This window comes from Actinoallomurus rhizosphaericola (assembly GCF_024055675.1).
GTDB lineage: Bacteria > Actinomycetota > Actinomycetes > Streptosporangiales > Streptosporangiaceae > Actinoallomurus > Actinoallomurus soli.
In genome coordinates this window covers 242,314-261,072 of record NZ_JAMXMW010000012.1, presented here as the reverse complement: position 1 = coordinate 261,072, position 18,759 = coordinate 242,314, and the positions used below count along the sequence as shown (strand labels likewise).

Here is an 18,759-nt window from a genome sequence, read left to right as displayed (position 1 = left end):
AGATGTCCGCCTTGACCAGCGATTTCACTTTCGCCGGGCGGAGAAAGAGGACGATCGATGCATAACCGCCGACGCCCGACGCTCCGGTTGCGCCGTCTCGCCGCCGAGATGCGGCGTAGACGAGAGGAAGCGGGACTCACCCAGGACGAAGTCTTCGAACGCACGTCCATCAACCAGGCAACGCTCTACCGCGTGGAGAACGCGCTCAGCCGTCCCCAGGTCCGGACGCTGCGCGCCCTACTCGATCTCTACGGCGTGAACAGCGAGCGCGCCGCCTACCTGCTCACGCTGCTCCGCGAGTCCGACCAGCGCGGCTGGCTGGAGACCATCAACGCCGACCTCCCCGAACGCCTCACGACGTACGTCGAGCTGGAAGACGAGGCCCGCTCCGTCCTGAACTACGAATCGTCATTCGTGCCGGGACTTCTCCAAACTGAGGGCTACGCGCGCGCCATCATCCGTGGAGTCCTGCCGGAGGCGACCCTCGCCGAGGTCGACAGCCGCGTCGAGGTACGGCTGCGCCGCCAGGAGGTCCTCACCAGAGAGAGCCCGATACGTCTCTGGGCCATCGTGGGCGAAGGCGCCCTCCGGCACTGCGTCGGTGGTAATGAGGTCATGCGGGAGCAGATGCTTCGCCTGACCGAAGTGGCGAACAAGCCCAACATCACTCTCCAGGTTCTCCCATTCGAGGCAGGAGCCCACCCGGGCATGCTCGGGTCGTTCCATGTCCTCAATTTCGGTCAGGTGGAACTTCCGGATGTCGTCTACATCGATTCGATGGCCGGCGATCTCTTCTTGGACGGGCCCGCCGATATCGACCGGTATACCGTGATCTTCGAGTACCTCCGTGCGATCGCACTCAGTCCGGAAGACTCGGTCCGCCTGATCACGAAGCTCGCGGAGGGCGGATAGACGAAAGGAACTCGGGCTTATGGACTTTGCCGACCTGTCCCCCACTCTCTGGCGTAAAAGCGCCCGCAGCAGCGGTGATGGCGCGTGCGTGGAAGTCGCCCTGGTCATCAGCGCGGGGTGGGAGCCGCTGAGCTGAGACAAACGCTCGGTGAACGTCGCACGGACACGTCGCCTGCCCTTTGAACCCCGCGCCCGTGGGGCCTTTGCCTAGCGTTCGGTACGGCCGATCTTGTCGGCGGCGGTTCCTACAGTCGGCCGCGTGACTGAAAGATCCTTTACGGACGCCTTCGCCCGGCTGCCCGTTGACCTGCCCGCGGGGCGCCTCGTCTCCGCGGCCGACTGCTACTCGTCCGACAAGCACAGCGACGTACCCGCGCTCTGGGTCAGTGACGAACCCCTGGAGGACGCGGCCGCGTGGTGGCGCCGTCTCGAAGCGCAGCGGGCCGAGACCGGGCTGTTCCCGATGTTCCTGATGTTCTACGAGGACATCTGGTACCCGGGCGAAGGCCCCTTGGACGACTCGGCGTTCGACGTGACGGCGTATTTCCGAGAGGAGTGGGAGCGCTACCTGCGGAACAAGGCCGAATGGGACGCCGCTCCCCCACTCGAGATCCCCGAGGGCGTGGAGCCCTGGCCCGATGATCCCGGACCGCCGTTCGACACCTGGCCGGGTCTGCCCGCCGGGTCGACGCCGGCCCGCGACGTGGGCGAGCACGCCGCCGCCATGGCGGCCGAACTCGCGCGGGACGGCCAGCCGCGCCGTCTTGCTCTTGTCCCCGTGGAACGGAGCGCGGACGTCCTGCTGACCATCAGCTTCGGCGGATGCAACAACCACGTGGACGTGGAACACCTCTGGGCGGTGATCAGGTCATGGGAGGGCCGCTTCGGCGCCCGTCTGATCGCCATCGACGGAGGCACCGTCCAGCTGTCGGTCGCCGCTCCCCCACGCCCGGGGGAGGCGAACAGACTTGCGCTGGAGCACTTCCTCGCCTGCCCGGACAACATCTATCAGGACCAGAGCGTCATCTTCGCCACCTACGCCGACAGGCTCGTCACCGCGCCCCGGTGGAGCTTCTGGTGGGACTGACGACGGCGGGGATCCCACTCGGGATCCCCGCCGTCCCGGTCCTCAGTACTTCTCGGTGGAGGGGCGGACGATGTGACCGGGCTCGTTCGGCTCGGCGGGCTTCTCGTCCTCCGGGCGGACGTCGATGCCCGCCTCCTTGCGCTGCTCCTCGGTGATCGGCGTGGGCGCGCCGGTCAGCGGGTCGAAGCCGGACGCGGCCTTCGGGAAGGCGATCACGTCGCGGATCGTGTCGCGGCCGGCCAGCAGCATGACGACGCGGTCCCAGCCGAACGCGATGCCGCCATGCGGCGGCGGGCCGTACTTGAACGCGTCGAGCAGGTAGCCGAACTTCTCCTGGGCCTCGTCGCGGTCCAGGCCGAGGGTCTCGAAGACGCGCTGCTGCACGTCGCCGCGGTGGATACGGATCGAGCCGCCGCCGATCTCGTTGCCGTTGCAGACGATGTCGTACGCGTTGGCGAGCGCCTCGCCCGGCTTGTCGTGGAAGGAGTCGACCCATTCGGGCTTCGGCGAGGTGAACGGGTGGTGGACGGAGGTCCAGCCGCCCTCGTCGGTCTCCTCGAACATGGGCGCGTCGACGACCCACGTGAACGCCCACGCGGACTCGTCGATCAGCCCGCAGCGGCGGCCGATCTCCAGGCGGGCCGCGCCGAGCAGTTCGCGGGTGGCGTGCGGCTTGCCGGCGCCGAAGAACACCGCGTCGCCGGGCTTCGCGCCGACCTCGGCGGCCAGGCCGGCCCGCTCCTCCTCGGTGATGTTCTTGGCGACGGGGCCGCCCAGGGTGCCGTCCTCCTGCACGAGGACGTACGCCAGGCCCTTCGCGCCGCGCGACTTGGCCCAGTCCTGCCAGCCGTCCAGCTCCTTGCGGGTCTGGGAGGCGCCGCCCGGCATGACGACCGCGCCGACGTACGGGGCCTGGAACACGCGGAACGACGTGCCGGCGAAGTACTCGGTCATGTCGACGAGCTCGTTGCCGAACCGCAGGTCCGGCTTGTCCGAGCCGTACTTGCTCAGGGCGTCGGCGTAGGTCATCCGCGGGATCGGGCGCGGGATCTCGTAGCCGACGATGTCCTTCCAGAGCCGTCCGACGAGGTCCTCGGCGACCTGGAGGACGTCCTCCTGCTCGACGAAGCTCATCTCGATGTCGATCTGGGTGAACTCCGGCTGCCGGTCGGCGCGGAAGTCCTCGTCGCGGTAGCAGCGGGCGAGCTGGTAGTAGCGCTCCATGCCCGCGACCATCAGGAGCTGCTTGTACAGCTGCGGCGACTGCGGCAGGGCGTACCAGTGGCCCGGCTTGAGGCGTACGGGGACGAGGAAGTCGCGGGCGCCCTCCGGCGTGGAGCTGGTGAACGTCGGCGTCTCGACGTTGACGAACCCGTGCTGCCGCATGACGTCGTGGACGATGTAGGAGCCCTGGGAGCGGATGCGCAGCGAACGCGACAGGGCCTCGCGGCGGATGTCGAGGTAGCGGTGCTTGAGGCGCACCTCCTCGTTGACGTTGGCGTCCGTCTCGATCGGGAACGGCAGCGGCGCGGCCTCGCTGAGCACCTCGATGTCGGAGGCGACGACCTCGATCTCGCCGGTCGGCAGGTCGGGGTTCTCGTTGCCCTCGGGGCGTACGCGGACCTCACCGGTGATCTTGACGCAGAACTCCGAGCGCAGGTCGTGCGCCGTGTCCTCCTCGCGGAACACGACCTGGGCGACACCGGAGGCGTCACGCAGGTCGATGAAGGTGACGCCTCCATGGTCACGGCGGCGCGCCACCCAGCCGGCCAGCACGACCTGCTGCCCGGCGTGGTCCCGGCGCAGCGAGCCCGCCTCGTGTGTGCGGATCATCTCTCAGCAAGCCTTTCTTTCAACGTCGTCACGAGCTCGGCGAGCGGAACGGCGACCTGGTCGCCGCTGGCCAGGTCCTTGACCTGGGCGGACCCGGCGGCGAGATCTCGCTCGCCGAGGATGACGGCGTACGCCGCCCCGGACCGGCCGGCCCCTCGCATCGCGCCCTTGAGCTTCTTGCCGTCGTAGGACATGTCGGCGGCGACACCCGAACGGCGCAGCTCGGCGATCAGACCGAAGATCTTACGCTCGGCCTCCTCGCCCAGCGGCACGCCGTACACGTCGACCGTCGGCGCGGTGACCGCGGCGACCTCTTCGGCCTCCATGGCCAGGACCGTACGGTCGAGGCCGAGACCGAAGCCGATGCCGGGCAGCGGCGGGCCGCCGATGTCCTCGGACAGGCCGTCGTAGCGGCCTCCGCCGCCGATGCCGGACTGCGCGCCGAGCAGCGGGTGGTCGAACTCGTACGTCGTGCGGGTGTAGTAGTCGAGGCCGCGCACGAGGCGCGGATCGTCGACCCACGGGATGGACAGGTCGGCGAGCAGCTCGCGGACCCGGTCGTGGTGCGCCTTGCAGGCCCCGCACAGGTGATCGGTGACGAGCGGGGCGCCCTCGAGCTGGGCGCGGACCTCCGGCCGCTTGTCGTCCAGTACCCGCAGCGGGTTGATCTCGACCCGGTTGCGGGTCTCCTCGTCCAGGTCGAGGCCGCGCAGGAACTCCTGCAGCGCCGCGCGGTAGACCGGGCGGCACTCCCGGCAGCCCAGGGAGTTCAGGTGCAGGGACAGGCGGGTGAGGCCGAGATCGCGGTAGAAGTCCCAGGCGAGGGCGATCGTCTCGACGTCGACGGCCGGGTCCTCCGACCCGATCGCCTCCAGGTCGACCTGGTAGAACTGACGGTAGCGGCCCTTCTGCGCCCGTTCGTAGCGGAACGCCGGGCCGACGGCCCAGACCTTGACCGGCAGCTCGCCCTTGTTGAGGCCGTGCTGGAGCACCGACCGCAGGACGCCGACGGTGAACTCCGGGCGCAGCGTGAGCGACCGGCCGCCGCGGTCCTCGAAGGTGTACATCTCCTTGGTGACGACGTCGGTCGACTCGCCGACGCCCCGCGCGAACAGGCGGGTCTCCTCGAAGACCGGGAGTTCGAGGTAGGAGTAGCCGGCGCGCGTCGCGGCCGCGGCGAACGCGTCGCGGGCGGCGAGGAAGGTAGCCGAGCGCGGCGGGAAATATTCGCTGACCCCTCGGGGGGCCTGGAAGTTCGAGCTCATGGTGGTGGTGTCAAAGTCCCCTGTGCGGGCCGTCGATCGGGGCGATGTCCTTCAGGAACGGATTCGTCGCCCGCTCGTGGCCGATCGTGGTCTGCGTGCCGTGGCCGGGCAGCACGGTGGTCTCGTCCGGGAGCGGCAGGCACACGCGCGCCAGGCTCTCCAGAATCGCCGGGTAGTCGCCGCCCGGCAGGTCGGTGCGGCCGATCGAGCCCGCGAACAGCAGGTCACCGGAGAAGATCACCTGCTGGTCCGCGAGCCGGAAGGTCACCGACCCGGGCGTATGGCCGGGGGCGTGCTCGACGATCAGCTCGAGCCCCGCCAGCGTCAGCGTCGCGCCGTCGGCGAGCTCCCGTACGTCGTCGGGCTCGCTGAACGTGAGGCCGCCCAGCAACTGCTGCCCGACGCCGAGCGGGAAGCCCTTGGCCGGGTCGGCCAGCAGGTCCCGATCGTCCGGGTGGATGTACGCGGGGACGTCGCGCGCGCCGCAGACCGGTGCGACCGACCAGATATGGTCGATGTGACCGTGCGTGAGCACCACGGCGACCGGCTTGAGCCGGTGCTCGCGGAGGAGGTCCTCGACCCCGGACTCGGCGTCCTGGCCAGGGTCGATGATCACGCATTCCTCCCCCGCCGCGGGTGCCACGACATAGCAGTTCGTGGCGAAGGACCCGGCGGGGAACCCGGCGATGAGCACGATCGTCCTCTCTTAAGGCGCCTGCTTCCGGCAGCTTGAGCGTACCGGCGGCACGCGGCCGACCGCGAACGACATACGCGGCAGCGCCGAAGGGCGTCCGCGAAGGACCTGCGGGAGCGCCGCGAGGTGTCCGGTCTTGGACCGATTTGCCTGGCCTCTGTGGGCCACTCAGGAAAATACCGGCCAGGACCGCTACGATGCGCAGCACGTTTCCCTGTTCATGACGCGATTCGATGAGGTGCGACACCGGTGGCGGGTAAAGACCGCAAGAAGCAGCTGGCCCGGCAGCGCTACGAGCGCCAGATGCAGCGCCGTGCGGCCCGGCGGGCGCGAGCACGCAGGATAAAGATCATCGGCACGGTCGCCGCCGTGGCAGTGATCGCCGGTGGAAGCGGTGCCATCGCGTTCGCGATGAACAAGTCGGACAAGAAGACCACTCCGACGGCCGCCGCGTCCGCGTCGAAATCGGCCAGCGCGCAGCCGACCGTCTCGGCGAAGCCCGGCGAATGCGCCTACCAGCCGCTGACGGACTCTCCGAACGCCAAGGACGTCGGCACGCCGCCGGTCAAGCCGGTCAAGGGCACGTACGACATGACGATCGACACCGACCAGGGCAAGATCGTCGCGAAGCTCGACGGCACCAAGGCCTCCTGCACCGTCAACTCGTTCAAGTACCTCGCGTCCAAGAACTTCTTCGACAACACCAAGTGCCACCGTCTCGACACCGGCATCAAGGTGCTGCAGTGCGGCGACCCGACCGGCACCGGCAGCGGCGGTCCGAAGTACGGCTTCGGCAACGAGAACGTCCCCAAGGCCGGATCCTCCGGGCAGGCGACCTACAAGCGCGGCATGATCGCCATGGCGCACAGCAGCCAGCCGAACAGCAACGGCAGCCAGTTCTTCATCATGTACGGCGACGCCCAGCTGCCCGCCGACTACACCGTCTTCGGAGAGATCACGCAGGGGCTGGACGTCGTCGACTCGGTCGCCAAGGCCGGAGCGACCGCTCCCGACCCGCAGTCCGGGATGACCGCCCCAAAGAAGAAAATTGAAATAAAACACCTCACCGTCGCGAAGATGGGGTAATGGGGAAGGTTAGGGTGGCCTGCGGGAGCACGGCTCCCGAGGTCGTCACGGTGGGTCCGGCGCCCGACGAACGGCCCGGGCCTTGATACAGGAGGCAACGGTGTGCAGCGCCACCGATCCTTGGGGAATCCGGCGCCGGGGAGGCGGAGACGGCTCCGCCCGGACCGCCCGGCCGCTCATGGCGGGCACGCTCCACGACCGGGAGGGCCACGGTGACCGCTGATCCCTGGGGCCGTGTCGATGAGAACGGCACCGTCTACGTCAAGACCGCCGAGGGCGAGCGCACCGTCGGCTCCTGGCAGGCCGGCGCGCCCGAAGAGGCTCTCGCGTACTTCCGGCGCAAGTACGACGCGCTGGTCACCGAGATCGACCTGCTCGAGCAGCGGATCAAGACGACGGACCTGGCGCCCGCGCAGGCCGAGCACAGCATCGCCCGGCTCCGCGAGTCGGTGACCGAGGCCCACGCCGTCGGTGACCTCGACAGCCTGGCACGGCGGCTGGACGGCCTCACCGGGCTGCTCGGCCGCCGCCGCGAGGAGATCAAGGTCGCCCGGGACCAGGCCCGCGGTCACGCCCGCGAGGTCAAGGAGCGCATCGTCGCCGAGGCCGAGCGGATCGCCGCCGAGGAGACGCACTGGAAGAACGGCGGTGAGCGCCTCCGCCAGCTCGTCGAGGAGTGGAAGCTCGCCGAGCGCGTCGACCGGCCCACCGAGACGGCGCTGTGGAAGCGTCTGTCGACCGCGCGCAACTCCTTCACCAAGCGCCGCAAGGCGTACTTCTCCAACCTGGAGGAGGAGCGGGAGAGCGCCCGCCAGGAGAAGGAGCAGCTGGTCGCCGAGGCCGAGGCGCTGAGCGACTCCAACGACTGGGGCCCGACCGCCGCCGCCTACCGCGACCTGATGCGCCGCTGGAAGATGGCCGGCCGCGCGTCCCGCGAGGTCGAGGACGAGCTGTGGGCGCGGTTCAAGGGTGCGCAGGACGTCTTCTTCGCCGCGCGCTCCGCCGCCTTCGCCGAGCGCGACGCCGAGTTCCGGCAGAACGCCGAGGCCAAGGAGAAGGTCCTGGAGGACGCCGAGCGCATCCTGCCCGTACGGGACGTGCGCACCGCCCGCCAGATGCTGCGCACGGTCCAGGAGCGCTGGGAGTCCATCGGGATGGTGCCGCGCGACTCCCGTGACCAGCTCGAGGGCCGGCTGCGCCGGATCGAGGAGGCCGTACGCTCCGCCGAGGAGTCGGAGTGGCGGCGTACCAACCCGGAGGCCCGGGCACGCGCCGAGGCGACCGTCACGCAGCTGCGGTCCTCCATAGAGCAGCTGGAGGCACGCCTGGACAAGGCGCGCAGCGGCGGGCGCGACAAGGACGTCAGGGACGCCGAGGAGGCCCTGACGGCACGCCGCGCCTGGCTGCAGGAGGCCGAGCGCACCCTCGCCGAGTTCTCCTGAGTCCGCATCACGCTGAAGAGCCCGGTCTCCCCTGGAGACCGGGCTCTTTCCGTCTTTGTCGCCTCAGTTCGTGACGCGGTAGACGTCGTAGACGCCGTCGACGTTGCGGACGGCCTTCAGGACGTGGCCCAGGTGCTTCGGATCGCCCATCTCGAAGCTGAACCTGCTGATCGCGACCCGGTCGCGGTTGGTGGCGACGGAGGCCGACAGGATGTTCACGTGCTGGTCCGACAGCACCCGCGTGATGTCGGACAGCAGGCGGGTGCGGTCCAGCGCCTCGACCTGGATGGCCACGAGGAAGACCGAGTCCTCCCCCGGCGACCACTTGACGTCGACCATGCGGTCGGGCTGGGTGCGGAGGTTCGCGACGTTGACGCAGTCCTCCCGGTGCACCGAGACCCCGTTGCCGCGGGTGACGAACCCGACGATCTCGTCGCCCGGAACCGGCGTGCAGCACCGGGACAGGCGGACCCACACGTCCGGGTCGCCGGCCACGACCACGCCCGGGTCGCCCGCGGGCCTGGACCGCCGCTTCTTGGTCGGGATGACGGTCTCGTCGAGGTCCTCGGCGGCGCTCTCCACCCCGCCCAGCGAGTCGACGAGCTTGCTCACCACGCTCTGCGCCGACAGGTGGCTCTCGCCGATCGCGGCGTACAGCGCCGAGACGTCGGAGTACCGCAGGTCGTGCGCCAGCGCCACCAGCGCCTCCCCGGACAGCAGGCGCTGCAGCGGGAGGTTCTGCTTGCGCATCGCCCGGGCGAGGGCGTCCTTGCCCTGCTCGATCGCGCTCTCGCGGCGCTCCTTCGAGAACCAGTGCTTGATCTTGTTGCGGGCGCGGGCGCTCTTGACGAAGTTGAGCCAGTCGCGGCTGGGCCCGGCGTCGGGCGACTTGGAGGTGAAGATCTCCACCGTGTCGCCGTTGTCGAGGGTCGACTCCAGCGGCACGAGCCGGCCGTTGACCCGGGCGCCGATCGTACGGTGACCGACCTCGGTGTGGATGGCGTACGCGAAGTCGACCGGCGTCGCGCCCTGCGGAAGGGCGAGGACCTGCCCCTTCGGGGTGAAGACGAAGACCTCCGAGACCGACAGGTCGAAGCGCAGCGACTCCAGGAACTCCGCCGGGTCGGTGGTCTCCTTCTGCCAGTCGAGGAGCTGCCGGAGCCAGGCCATGTCCCCCGTCTTGGCGGGCGACCCGCCGCCGACCGTCTCCTCCTTGTACTTCCAGTGGGCCGCGATGCCGTACTCCGCGCGGTTGTGCATGGCGCGGGTGCGGATCTGCAGCTCGACGGGCTTGCCCTCCGGGCCGATCACCGTCGTGTGCAGCGACTGGTACATGTTGAACTTCGGCATCGCGATGTAGTCCTTGAACCGGCCGGGGACCGGGTTCCATCGCGCGTGGATCGTGCCGAGTGTGGCGTAGCAGTCGCGGACGGTGTCGACGAGCACGCGGATGCCGACGAGGTCGTAGATCTCCTCGAAGCCGACCTCGCGGGCGATCATCTTCTGGTAGATCGAGTAGTAGTGCTTCGGCCGGCCCTTGACGGTCGCCTTGATCTTGGCCTCGCGCAGGTCGGCCGAGACGTTCGCGATCACGTCCTGGAGGTAGACGTCGCGCCGGGGGGCGCGCTCGGACACCAGCCGGGCGATCTCGTCGAACCGCTTGGGATACAGCGTCTGGAAGGCCAGGTCCTCCAGCTCCCACTTCAGCGTGTTCATGCCCAGGCGATGCGCGAGCGGCGCGAAGATCTCCAGGGTCTCGCGGGCCTTGCGCTCCTGCTTCGGCCGGGGCAGATAGCGCAGGGTGCGCATGTTGTGCAGCCGGTCCGACAGCTTGATGACCAGCACCCGGATGTCGCGGGACATCGCCACGACCATCTTCCGGACGGTCTCGGCCTCGGCCGCCTCGCCGTACTTGACCTTGTCGAGCTTGGTGACGCCGTCGACCAGGGCGGCGATCACGTCGCCGAAGTCGTCCCGGAGCTGGTCCAAGGTGTAGGGGGTGTCCTCGACGGTGTCGTGCAGCAGCGCGGCGCACAGCACCTCGGTGTTCATCCCCAGCTCGGCCAGGATCGTCGCGACGGCGAGGGGATGGGTGATGTAGGGATCGCCACTCTTGCGCTTCTGGTGGCGATGGTGGTGGGCGGCGACGTCGTAGGCGCGCTCGACGGTACGCACATCCGCCTTCGGATGGGTGTTCCGGAGCGTCTTGATCAAAGGTTCGAGTACGGGATTCATCATTGGACCACGCTGGGCGCCGAGCCGTGCGAGCCGTCTGCGTACGCGGGCGGCCGACGGCGCGGCCGCGCTCGATGGCGTCGCGTCGCCGTCGTCCGGCTTCGGCTCGGGGGGATCGGCAGGCGCCTCCGGCGATGGGGGCTCTGCCTGGGCCCGCGAGGTCAGCGCGGCATCGGCCACCGCGTCGGACGAGACCACCTCACCGGGCACTCAGCCTCCCAAATCATGCGTCGGAACCACAGTTTATCCGTTGTCGTTTTCCAGTCGGCGCCCATCTCCCATTCCGGTCACGGGCCCGGGGGGATGACCGGGGGATCCCGCGAGCCGGGGGTGGGGGGAGGTCCGGACGATCTCGCGAGATGCTGGGACGGCACCGGAGGAACTTGACGCATGAACAAGACACTCAGAAGAATGACGATCTTTTCGCTGCTCCTGGTCCTGGCGCTCATGGTGAACGTCACCTACATCCAGGGCGCGCAGGAGCAGAAGCTGCGCGACGACCCTCTCAACGCCCGGCACTTCCTCGAGCAGTTCAACCGGAACCGCGGGCCGATCATGGCGGGCGGCACGGTGATCGCCAGGTCGCGCGACACCGGGCAGAAGGACTTCCGCTACCAGCGCGAGTACCCCGAATCCGAGGTGTTCGCGCCCATCACCGGCTACTTCGCGCCGAGCGGCGCCGTGACCGGCGTGGAGGCCGCCGCCGACAGCCTGCTGTCCGGCACGGACCCGAGGCTGACCGTCCAGCACTGGTTCGACGCGATCGTCGGCCGTACGAACCAGGGCGCCACGGTGCACACGACGATCGACCCGGCCGCCCAGCGCGCGACGTACGACGCCCTGCGCGCGAGCACCTCCCGTCGGGCCGCCGCCGTCGCCATCGACGTGAAGACCGGCGCGATCAAGGTGATGGCGTCCTACCCGTCCTTCGACGCCAACAGCATCGCGGTGCACGACACCACCGCGTCGACGAAGGCGTACGACCGGCTGCTCAAGGCGTCCGGCAGCCCCCTCATCGACAAGGCGATCGACGAGAGCTTCGCGCCCGGATCGACCTTCAAGATCATCACTGCCGCCGCCGGGATGGACAAGCAGGGGCTGAACGAGAACAGCCCCGTCGACACTCCCGGTGTGCTCACCCTGCCCTCCGGGAACCCCCTGCACAACGACGCCGACTCCGGGCCGTGCAACGGCGGGCAGTTGCCGCTCATCACGGCGTTCGCGCAGTCCTGCAACAGCACCTTCGGCAAACTCGCGCTGGACATGGGCCAGAAGACCCTGGGCGCCGAGGCGTCCGGCTTCGGGTTCGGGCAGCACATCCCGATCGAGAGCGACCTGCGCAGCGCCGCCAGCGTCTACCCCAAGAACATGGGCGGCGACGACGTCGGGCGCAGCGGCATCGGCCAGGGCAGCGTCTCCGCGACGCCGCTGCAGATGGCCCTCGCCGCCGCCGCGGTCGCCCACGGCGGCGTGGTGATGAAGCCGTACCTCATCCAGCGCATCACCGCCCCGGACCAGTCCGAGATCGAGGCGGCCTCGCCGAAGGAGCTCTTCCACGCCACCAGCGCGCAGACCGCGAGCCAGCTGCGGGACATGATGCGGGAGGTCGTGGCGAGCGGCACGGGAACCGGCAGGGTGTCCAGCGACATCGCCGGCAAGACGGGCACCGCCGAGACGGGCCTGTCGTACAACGAGCGGTGGTTCGCCGGGTTCGCCCCGGCCGATAATCCGCAGATCGCCTTCGCGGTGGTCACCGAGGGCAGCGGCTTCGGCGCGGACGCCGCCGGCCCGATCGTCGACCGCATGGTCCAGGCGCTGGGCGTCAAGTAACCCCCGCGACCCGGACGGGCCCGTACGCGCCCACGGAACACGGACGGGCCGGTCCAGGCTCGTACGGGCCCGCGAGCCCGCGGATACGGACGGCCCGCCCCGAGCTCGCACGGGCTTGCGGACACGCCTGGCACCGACGGGCCCGTACGCGCCCGCGGAGCCGGGCGGACGGACTCGCGGCGGGAGGATCCGGGAAAGGGGGTTTCTCAGCCCTGGATGAGGGCGTGGACGTCCAGCTCGGGCAGGCGGTCCCGGCCCTTGAGGAAGCCGAGCTCGATGAGGACGGACAGGCCCGCCACCTCGGCGCCCGAGCGGCGGACGAGCTCGGCGGCCGCGGCGGCCGTGCCGCCGGTGGCCAGCACGTCGTCGACGATGAGCACCTGCTCGCCGGGCGCGAGAGCGTCCTGGTGCACCTCGATGGTCTCGCTGCCGTACTCCAGGTCGTAACTCTCGGAGTACGTCGCCGCCGGGAGCTTGCCCTTCTTGCGGACCGGCACGAACCCGGCGCCGAAGTGGTAGGCGACGGGAGCCGCCAGGATGAAGCCGCGGGCCTCGATCCCGACGACCTTGTCGATCGTCCCCCGGCCGTAGTAGGCCACGATGGCGTCGACGACGGCCGCGAACGCGGTGTGGTCCGCCAGCAGCGGACTGATGTCCTTGAAGACCACTCCGGGTTTGGGATAGTCGGGGACCTCGCGGATCCGCTCGTTGATCAGCTTCGTCAGGTCGACCGGTCGCGAGGTCACGTTTCTCCTCAAGGACGCCATCTCGCGGCGGATCAGGCGATCCGCCGCGAGATGGGCTCAGTGCTTGTTCTCCGGTGCCGCGCCGGCCCTCCGGCTCGGCGGTGACGGCGGCTCCGGCGTCGGCTCAGCGCTTCTTCTTGCCGCTGGGCCGTCCCTTGGAGCCGCCCCGACGCGGCTGTTGCCGCGGACCATTCTGCACGACCCGGACACCGGCCCCGACAGAGGATGCCTCGGCCTCGTCGTCCGGGACGTCGTCCTGCGGCAGCTCGGCGACCTCGACCTCGGGCTTGGCCTTGCGCTTGGCGCTGTTGGCCTTGGCCGCGACCCGCTTGGCCAGCGTCTTGTACTTCTCCTGCCGCTCCTGCAGGTCGGCCACGATCGGCGTGGCGATGCAGATCGAGGAGTACGCGCCGGCCAGCATGCCGACGAACAGGACCAGCGCCAGGTCCTTCAGGGTGCCGGCGCCGAGCACGCCGGCGCCGATGAACAGCAGGCCCGCGACGGGCAGCAGCGCGATGATCGACGTGTTGATCGACCGGACCAGGGTCTGGTTGACCGCGAGGTTCGCCGCCTGGCTGTAGGTCATGGTGTTCGAGGTGGTCAGCGACCGGGTGTTCTCCCGGACCTTGTCGAACACGACGACCGTGTCGTACAGCGAGTAGCCGAGGATGGTCAGCAGGCCGACCACCGAGGACGGCGTCACCTCGAACTGCACGAGCGAGTAGACGCCGACCGTGATCAGGATGTCGTGCGCCAGCGCGATGATCGCCGCGACCGCCATCCGCCATTCGAACGCGATCGACAGGTAGATGATGATCGCGACCAGGAAGACGAGCAGACCCTCGAGGGCCTTCTGCGAGATGTCCTTACCCCAGCTCGCGCCGACGCTCTGCGGGCTCACGTCGTCGGGCTTGGCCAGGTGCAGCCTCTGCTGCACCGAGTCCTGGACCTTGGTGACGTCCGTGGAGCTCAGGCTCTCGGTCTGGACCCGCCAGCCCGTGCCGGTCTTCTGGACGATGGGGTCCTCTTTGACGACCCCGGAGCTCTTCACCGCGTCGCGGGCGTCGGAGGTCGTCACCCCCGGCTTCGTCGGGAACTGGAAGACCGTGCCGCCCTTGAACTCGACGCCGAAGTTCAGGCCGAGGGTGAGCAGCGACACGACGCTGATGACAAGGATCAGCCCGGAGATGGCGTACCAGGTCTTCTGCCGCCCTACGAAGTCGAGCGAGATCTCGCCGCGGTGCAGGCGACCGCCGATGTTGCCCAGGCGTGACATCAGGCTCAGGCCTCCTTCGTGCCGACGGGACGGGTGGGAACGCGTTTGGTCGTGCCCAGCGTCGTCGGGTCGAGGCCGGAGAACCGGTGGCCCCGGCCGAAGAACTTCGTACGGGCGAGCAGCGTGACCATCGGCTTGGTGAAGAAGAACACCACGACCACGTCGATCAGCGTGGTGAGCCCGAGGGTGAAGGCGAAGCCCTTCACGCCGCCGATGGCGAACCAGTACAGCAGCAGGGCGGCGATGAACGACACCGCATCCGCCACCATGATCGTGCGCCGGGCGCGGACCCAGCCGCGTTCGACGGCGGTGCGGAGCGTGCGGCCCTCACGGATCTCGTCCCGCAGCCGTTCGAAGAAGACGACGAAGGAGTCGGCGGTGATGCCGATCGCCACGATCGCGCCGGCGATGCCCGCCAGGGACATCCGGAAGTTGATGAACTTCCCGAGCAGCACGACCGCCTCGTACGTGATGATCCCGGCGACCGCCAGGCTGGAGATCGCGACGAAGCCGAGGCCGCGGTAGTAGAAGAGGCAGTAGAGCACGACCAGGCCCAGGCCGATCGCTCCGGCGAGCAGGCCGGCGGTGAGCTGGTCCTTGCCGAGGGTGGCCGAGACCGACTCGATCGAGCTCTGGTTGAACTTCAGCGGCAGCGCGCCGTACTTCAGGACGTTGGCCAGGTCGGTGGCGTCCTGCTGGTTGAACTGGCCCTCGATCTGCGCGTTGCCCGTCGTGATCGCCTCCTTGACGCTCGGCCAGGAGTAGACCGTGCCGTCGAGGACGATCGCGAAGTGGTTGCGGGTGTTGTTCTCGCCGAGCGCGGCCGCCTGCTGGGTGAAGGTGGCGAACGCCTTGGTCGCGGTGCCGTTCAGGTCGAGGCTGACGACCCACTGCACCCGGCCGTTCTGCGGGTCCGGCGGCATGGCCTGCGCCTTGGTGACCTGCTCACCGGAGATCTTCGCCGGGCTCAGGATGAACTTGTAGTCGACCTTGTGGGTCTTGGGATCGGGCTTCGCGCACACCGCGGCCTGCTTGGCCGGGTCCAGCGTCCTGCCCTGGCCCACGTCGTTGCCGGTGCAGGTCAGCTTGTCGAACTGCGCCTTGACGGCCGGGTCGACGCCGGAGAAGTCCGCACCGGTCGACTGCTGCTGTTGCTGCTGGAGCTGCTGCTGCAACTGCTGGAGCTGCTGCGGGGTGAGCGACTGCGAGGCGCTGGGCGAGGGCTTCGCGGACGTGGACGGCTTCGGCGTGGACGACGCCTTGGTGAGGGCCTGCGCCAGCGCGCGGCCCTTCGGCGTCGCACTCGCCGACGCCGACGGCTTCGCGCTGCCCGACGGCTTGGCGCTGCCCGACGGCTTCGCGCTGGCCGAGGGGCTCGCCCCCTTGGTCTTGCCCGTGCTCGTCGGGCTGGGGGCCGGGGTCGGCGCCTGTTGGACGCCCACCGGCGCGGCGACCAGGACCTGGCGGAACTCCAGCTTCGCCGTGGTCCCGATCGTCTTGACGACCCGCTCCTGGCCCTGTCCGGGCACCTGGACGACGATGACGTTGTTGCCCTGCTTGGTCACCTCGGCCTCGGAGACGCCCAGGCCGTTCACGCGCTCGCGCATGATCTTGATGGCCTGGCCCATCTCGGAGTCACCGATCTTGGCACCGGGCTTCGTGGGCTCCGCGGTGAGCGTCACCGTGGTGCCGCCCGCCAGGTCCAGGGCCAGTTTGGGCTTCTTCTGGCCCTGCCAGAACATGACGCCCACCAGGGCTACGACTATCGCGAACAGCGCGAGGAGAACGCGCCCTGGTTTTGCAGTGTTTCTGCTTGGCGGAGCCACGGTCGTCTTTCGTCCTTCGTCTACGGTCAGGTGGTCAGGCCGAGGGCTTCTTGCCGGCCCTCTGCTCGCCGTCCTTCAACGTTTCCGCTGATGCCTTGTCCTCCGCGACCGTCTTCGCGTCGGTCTTCGGCTCGATGTCGTCCTGCGCGACCTCGGGCTCGTCATCGGCCACCGCCTCGTCGGCGGCGTGCTCCTGACCGGGCTCCTCGGTCTCGTCGACCTCCTCATCCTCTTCCTCATCGGAGGAGTCGTCCAGGACCTGGCCGATGGCCTGCTTGACGAAGCGGGCCTCGACCCCCGGCGCGATCTCCAGGACGAGCGCGTCGTCCTCCACGGCCACGACCGTGGCGAGCATGCCGGCGGTCGTCATGACCCGCTGGCCGGGCACCAGCTGGTTCTGCAGCTGGGCCTGCTGCTGCTGCCGCCTGCGCTGCGGGCGGATCAGCAGGAAATAGAAGACCACGACGATGAGGATCAGGGGAAGCAGCGACATCAGCGGGTTGCCGCCGCTCTTCGCTGCGACGACGTGAGTGAGCGCTGTGATTGTTGTGTTGCCCTGCACCGGGGCATCCTTCCGATGTGAGTGTTGAGCCCGCCGTCGACTTATTCGCGCCGCGAAAGGCGTGCCATCTGCAGACGGCGACCAAGCTCCGGAGTGTAAAGGAGTATCTGAAACCCCGGCAATGACGGGACGAGCCCGCGCACCGAGAAGTTCCGCGTCACTCCTCCGCTACCTCGAAAAGCGTACCCGCCGCCGCGGGCGGTGGAGCGAGACCGAGATGACGCCAGGCGGCCGGCGTCGCGATCCGGCCTCGCGGGGTACGGGCGATGAGCCCCTTGCGCACCAGGAACGGCTCGGCCACCACCTCGACGGTCTCCGGCTCCTCCCCCACCGCGACCGCGAGCGTCGACAGGCCGACGGGGCCGCCACCGAACTTGGTCAGCAGCGCTTCCAGCACCGACCGGTCGAGCCGGTCCAGGCCGTCGGCGTCGACCTCGTACAGCGTGAGCGCCTGCCGCGCGACCTCCACGGTGATCACGCCGTCGGCGCGCACCTCGGCGTAGTCGCGGACCCGCCGCAGCAGGCGGTTGGCGATCCGGGGCGTGCCACGGGCGCGCCGGGCGATCTCGGCGGCGCCCGCGTCGTCCATCCGCACGTCGAGGAGCCGGGCCGACCGGTGAATGATCTTTTCCAGGTCGGCCGGCTCGTAGAAGTCCATGTGCGCGACGAACCCGAACCGGTCGCGCAGCGGCGCCGGCAGCAGCCCGGCGCGGGTCGTGGCGCCCACCAGCGTGAACGGGGGAATGTCCAGCGGGATGGCGGTGGCGCCCGGTCCCTTACCGACCATGACGTCGACCCGGAAGTCCTCCATGGCGACGTACAGCATCTCCTCGGCCGGGCGGGCCATCCGGTGGATCTCGTCGAGGAAGAGCACCTCTCCCTCGGACAGGGTGGACAGCACCGCGGCGAGGTCACCGGCACGCTCGATCGCCGGGCCGGAGGAGATCCGCAGCGGAACGCCGAGCTCGCCGGCGATGATCATCGCGAGCGTGGTCTTGCCCAGGCCGGGCGGCCCGGACATCAGCAGGTGGTCCGGCGCCCGTCCGCGCCGCAGCGCGCTGTGCAGCACGAGCGACAACTGCTCGCGGACCCGCGCCTGGCCGATGAACTCATCGAGGCGCTTGGGCCGCAGCGCCGCCTCGATGACCTTGTCGTCGCCGTCGGCGATCGGCGAGACGAAACGCTCGTCGTTCATGCGCCCGCTCCCCTGCCGGCGCGCGGGTCGCCCCCGGCCCGTACGGCTGACCCGCCCCCGGCCCGTACGGCCGACCCTCCCGGGTCCTCAGCGGCGAGGCGCGCGGCGCCCTCGGTCGGTACGACGGCCGCCGGCGTCATCGGCTCAGCCTCCGCATGGCCAGCTTGAGCAGGGTGGCGAGGTCGGGCGTCTCCTGGCCGTCGACCTCGGCGGCCACCGCGTCGACGGCGGCGTCCGCCTCCTTGCCGGACCAGCCGAGATTCGTGAGCCCGGCGTGCACCTGGTCGCGCCACGGCACGGCACGGGCCACGGGGACGGGCGCCTCCAGGTCGTCGGCGGGCATGCCGAGGCGGTCCTTCAGCTCCAGGACGATGCGCTGGGCGCCCTTCTTGCCGATCCCCGGCACCTTGGTGAGGGCGTTCACGTCCTCGGTGGCGACGGCGCGGCGCAGGGCGTTCGGCGGATGGACGGCGAGCATGGCCAGCGCGAGCCGGGGGCCGACGCCGCTCGCGGTCTGCAGCAGCTCGAAGATCGTGCGCTCGTCGTCGTCGGCGAAGCCGTACAGCGTGAGGGAGTCCTCGCGGACGATCAGCGAGGTGGGGACGTGCGCCTCGTCGCCGACGCGCAGTCCGGCCAGCGTGGCGGGGGTGCACTGGACCGCCAGGCCGACGCCGCCGACGTCGATCACGGCGCCGTCCGGTCCGGCGCCGGCGACCTTGCCGCTGACGAAAGCGATCACTACGCCGTCCTCCCGTGTGCCGCGGGCCGAC

The 18,759-nt window shown here is 69.6% G+C and carries 16 protein-coding genes; 6 read left to right on the top strand and 10 right to left on the bottom strand.

Annotation, left to right across the window (positions count from 1 at the left end; genetic code table 11):
• The first annotated feature begins 57 nt into the window (after window positions 1-57).
• The 3 genes from NE234_RS26280 to NE234_RS45490 all read left to right on the top strand — a co-directional run bounded on the left by NE234_RS26280 (window position 58) and on the right by NE234_RS45490 (window position 1,999).
• Complete coding sequence (locus tag NE234_RS26280) at window positions 58-912, top strand: helix-turn-helix domain-containing protein (RefSeq protein ID WP_252783309.1); 855 nt, start codon at window positions 58-60, stop codon at window positions 910-912.
• A gap of 19 nt (window positions 913-931) precedes the next feature.
• Window positions 932-1,048, top strand: coding sequence for a DUF397 domain-containing protein (locus NE234_RS46065; protein WP_406567071.1), 117 nt, complete (start codon window positions 932-934; stop codon window positions 1,046-1,048).
• Between the two features lie 123 nt (window positions 1,049-1,171).
• Entirely contained in the window at window positions 1,172-1,999 is an 828-nt protein-coding gene (locus NE234_RS45490) for a DUF4253 domain-containing protein (protein ID WP_252783308.1), read from the top strand.
• Window positions 2,000-2,041: 42 nt separating this feature from the next.
• Here the strand turns inward: NE234_RS45490 and aspS are convergent, their stop codons facing one another.
• From aspS to NE234_RS26260, 3 genes are read right to left on the bottom strand one after another with little or no spacing between them, the layout of a single operon-like run.
• Window positions 2,042-3,832, bottom strand: a complete 1,791-nt coding sequence (gene aspS, locus NE234_RS26270) for an aspartate--tRNA ligase (protein WP_252783307.1) — start codon at window positions 3,830-3,832, stop codon at window positions 2,042-2,044.
• Entirely contained in the window at window positions 3,829-5,097 is a 1,269-nt protein-coding gene (gene hisS / locus NE234_RS26265) for a histidine--tRNA ligase (RefSeq protein ID WP_252783306.1), read from the bottom strand. Before hisS ends, aspS begins: the two co-directional genes overlap by 4 nt.
• A 10-nt stretch (window positions 5,098-5,107) precedes the next feature.
• Window positions 5,108-5,791, bottom strand: coding sequence for an MBL fold metallo-hydrolase (locus NE234_RS26260; RefSeq protein ID WP_252783305.1), 684 nt, complete (start codon window positions 5,789-5,791; stop codon window positions 5,108-5,110).
• Window positions 5,792-6,040: 249 nt separating this feature from the next.
• On the opposite strand from NE234_RS26260, the gene NE234_RS26255 reads away from it, so the two are divergent.
• Both NE234_RS26255 and NE234_RS26250 read left to right on the top strand, forming a co-directional pair.
• Window positions 6,041-6,877: a peptidylprolyl isomerase gene (locus NE234_RS26255; protein WP_252783304.1), complete on the top strand. Its 837-nt coding sequence runs from the start codon at window positions 6,041-6,043 to the stop codon at window positions 6,875-6,877.
• A gap of 212 nt (window positions 6,878-7,089) precedes the next feature.
• Entirely contained in the window at window positions 7,090-8,319 is a 1,230-nt protein-coding gene (locus NE234_RS26250; RefSeq protein ID WP_252783303.1) for a DUF349 domain-containing protein, read from the top strand.
• Between the two features lie 63 nt (window positions 8,320-8,382).
• On the opposite strand, the gene NE234_RS26245 is transcribed toward NE234_RS26250, so the two are convergent.
• Window positions 8,383-10,764 carry a RelA/SpoT family protein gene (locus tag NE234_RS26245; protein ID WP_406567070.1) on the bottom strand — a complete coding sequence of 794 codons (2,382 nt, stop codon included), beginning with the start codon at window positions 10,762-10,764 and terminating at the stop codon, window positions 8,383-8,385.
• Window positions 10,765-10,965: 201 nt separating this feature from the next.
• Between NE234_RS26245 and NE234_RS26240 the strand changes: the two genes are divergently transcribed.
• Window positions 10,966-12,384, top strand: a complete 1,419-nt coding sequence (locus NE234_RS26240; protein WP_252783302.1) for a peptidoglycan D,D-transpeptidase FtsI family protein — start codon at window positions 10,966-10,968, stop codon at window positions 12,382-12,384.
• A gap of 206 nt (window positions 12,385-12,590) precedes the next feature.
• On the opposite strand, the gene NE234_RS26235 is transcribed toward NE234_RS26240, so the two are convergent.
• The 6 genes from NE234_RS26235 to ruvA form a co-directional block, all read right to left on the bottom strand.
• Entirely contained in the window at window positions 12,591-13,151 is a 561-nt protein-coding gene (locus NE234_RS26235; RefSeq protein ID WP_252783301.1) for an adenine phosphoribosyltransferase, read from the bottom strand.
• A 103-nt stretch (window positions 13,152-13,254) separates the two neighbouring features.
• A complete protein-coding gene (gene secF, locus NE234_RS26230) occupies window positions 13,255-14,406 on the bottom strand; it encodes a protein translocase subunit SecF (protein ID WP_252783300.1) in 1,152 nt (383 codons plus the stop codon).
• 5 nt (window positions 14,407-14,411) lie between these two features.
• Window positions 14,412-16,148: a protein translocase subunit SecD gene (secD, locus tag NE234_RS26225; RefSeq protein WP_252783355.1), complete on the bottom strand. Its 1,737-nt coding sequence runs from the start codon at window positions 16,146-16,148 to the stop codon at window positions 14,412-14,414.
• A gap of 118 nt (window positions 16,149-16,266) precedes the next feature.
• Window positions 16,267-16,794 (bottom strand): preprotein translocase subunit YajC, encoded by a 528-nt coding sequence (yajC, locus tag NE234_RS26220; protein ID WP_252783299.1) that lies wholly within the window; start codon window positions 16,792-16,794, stop codon window positions 16,267-16,269.
• A gap of 157 nt (window positions 16,795-16,951) precedes the next feature.
• Window positions 16,952-17,989, bottom strand: coding sequence for a Holliday junction branch migration DNA helicase RuvB (gene ruvB, locus NE234_RS26215; protein ID WP_252783298.1), 1,038 nt, complete (start codon window positions 17,987-17,989; stop codon window positions 16,952-16,954).
• Between the two features lie 136 nt (window positions 17,990-18,125).
• Window positions 18,126-18,728: a Holliday junction branch migration protein RuvA gene (ruvA, locus tag NE234_RS26210; protein ID WP_252783297.1), complete on the bottom strand. Its 603-nt coding sequence runs from the start codon at window positions 18,726-18,728 to the stop codon at window positions 18,126-18,128.
• Window positions 18,729-18,759 lie beyond the last annotated feature (31 nt).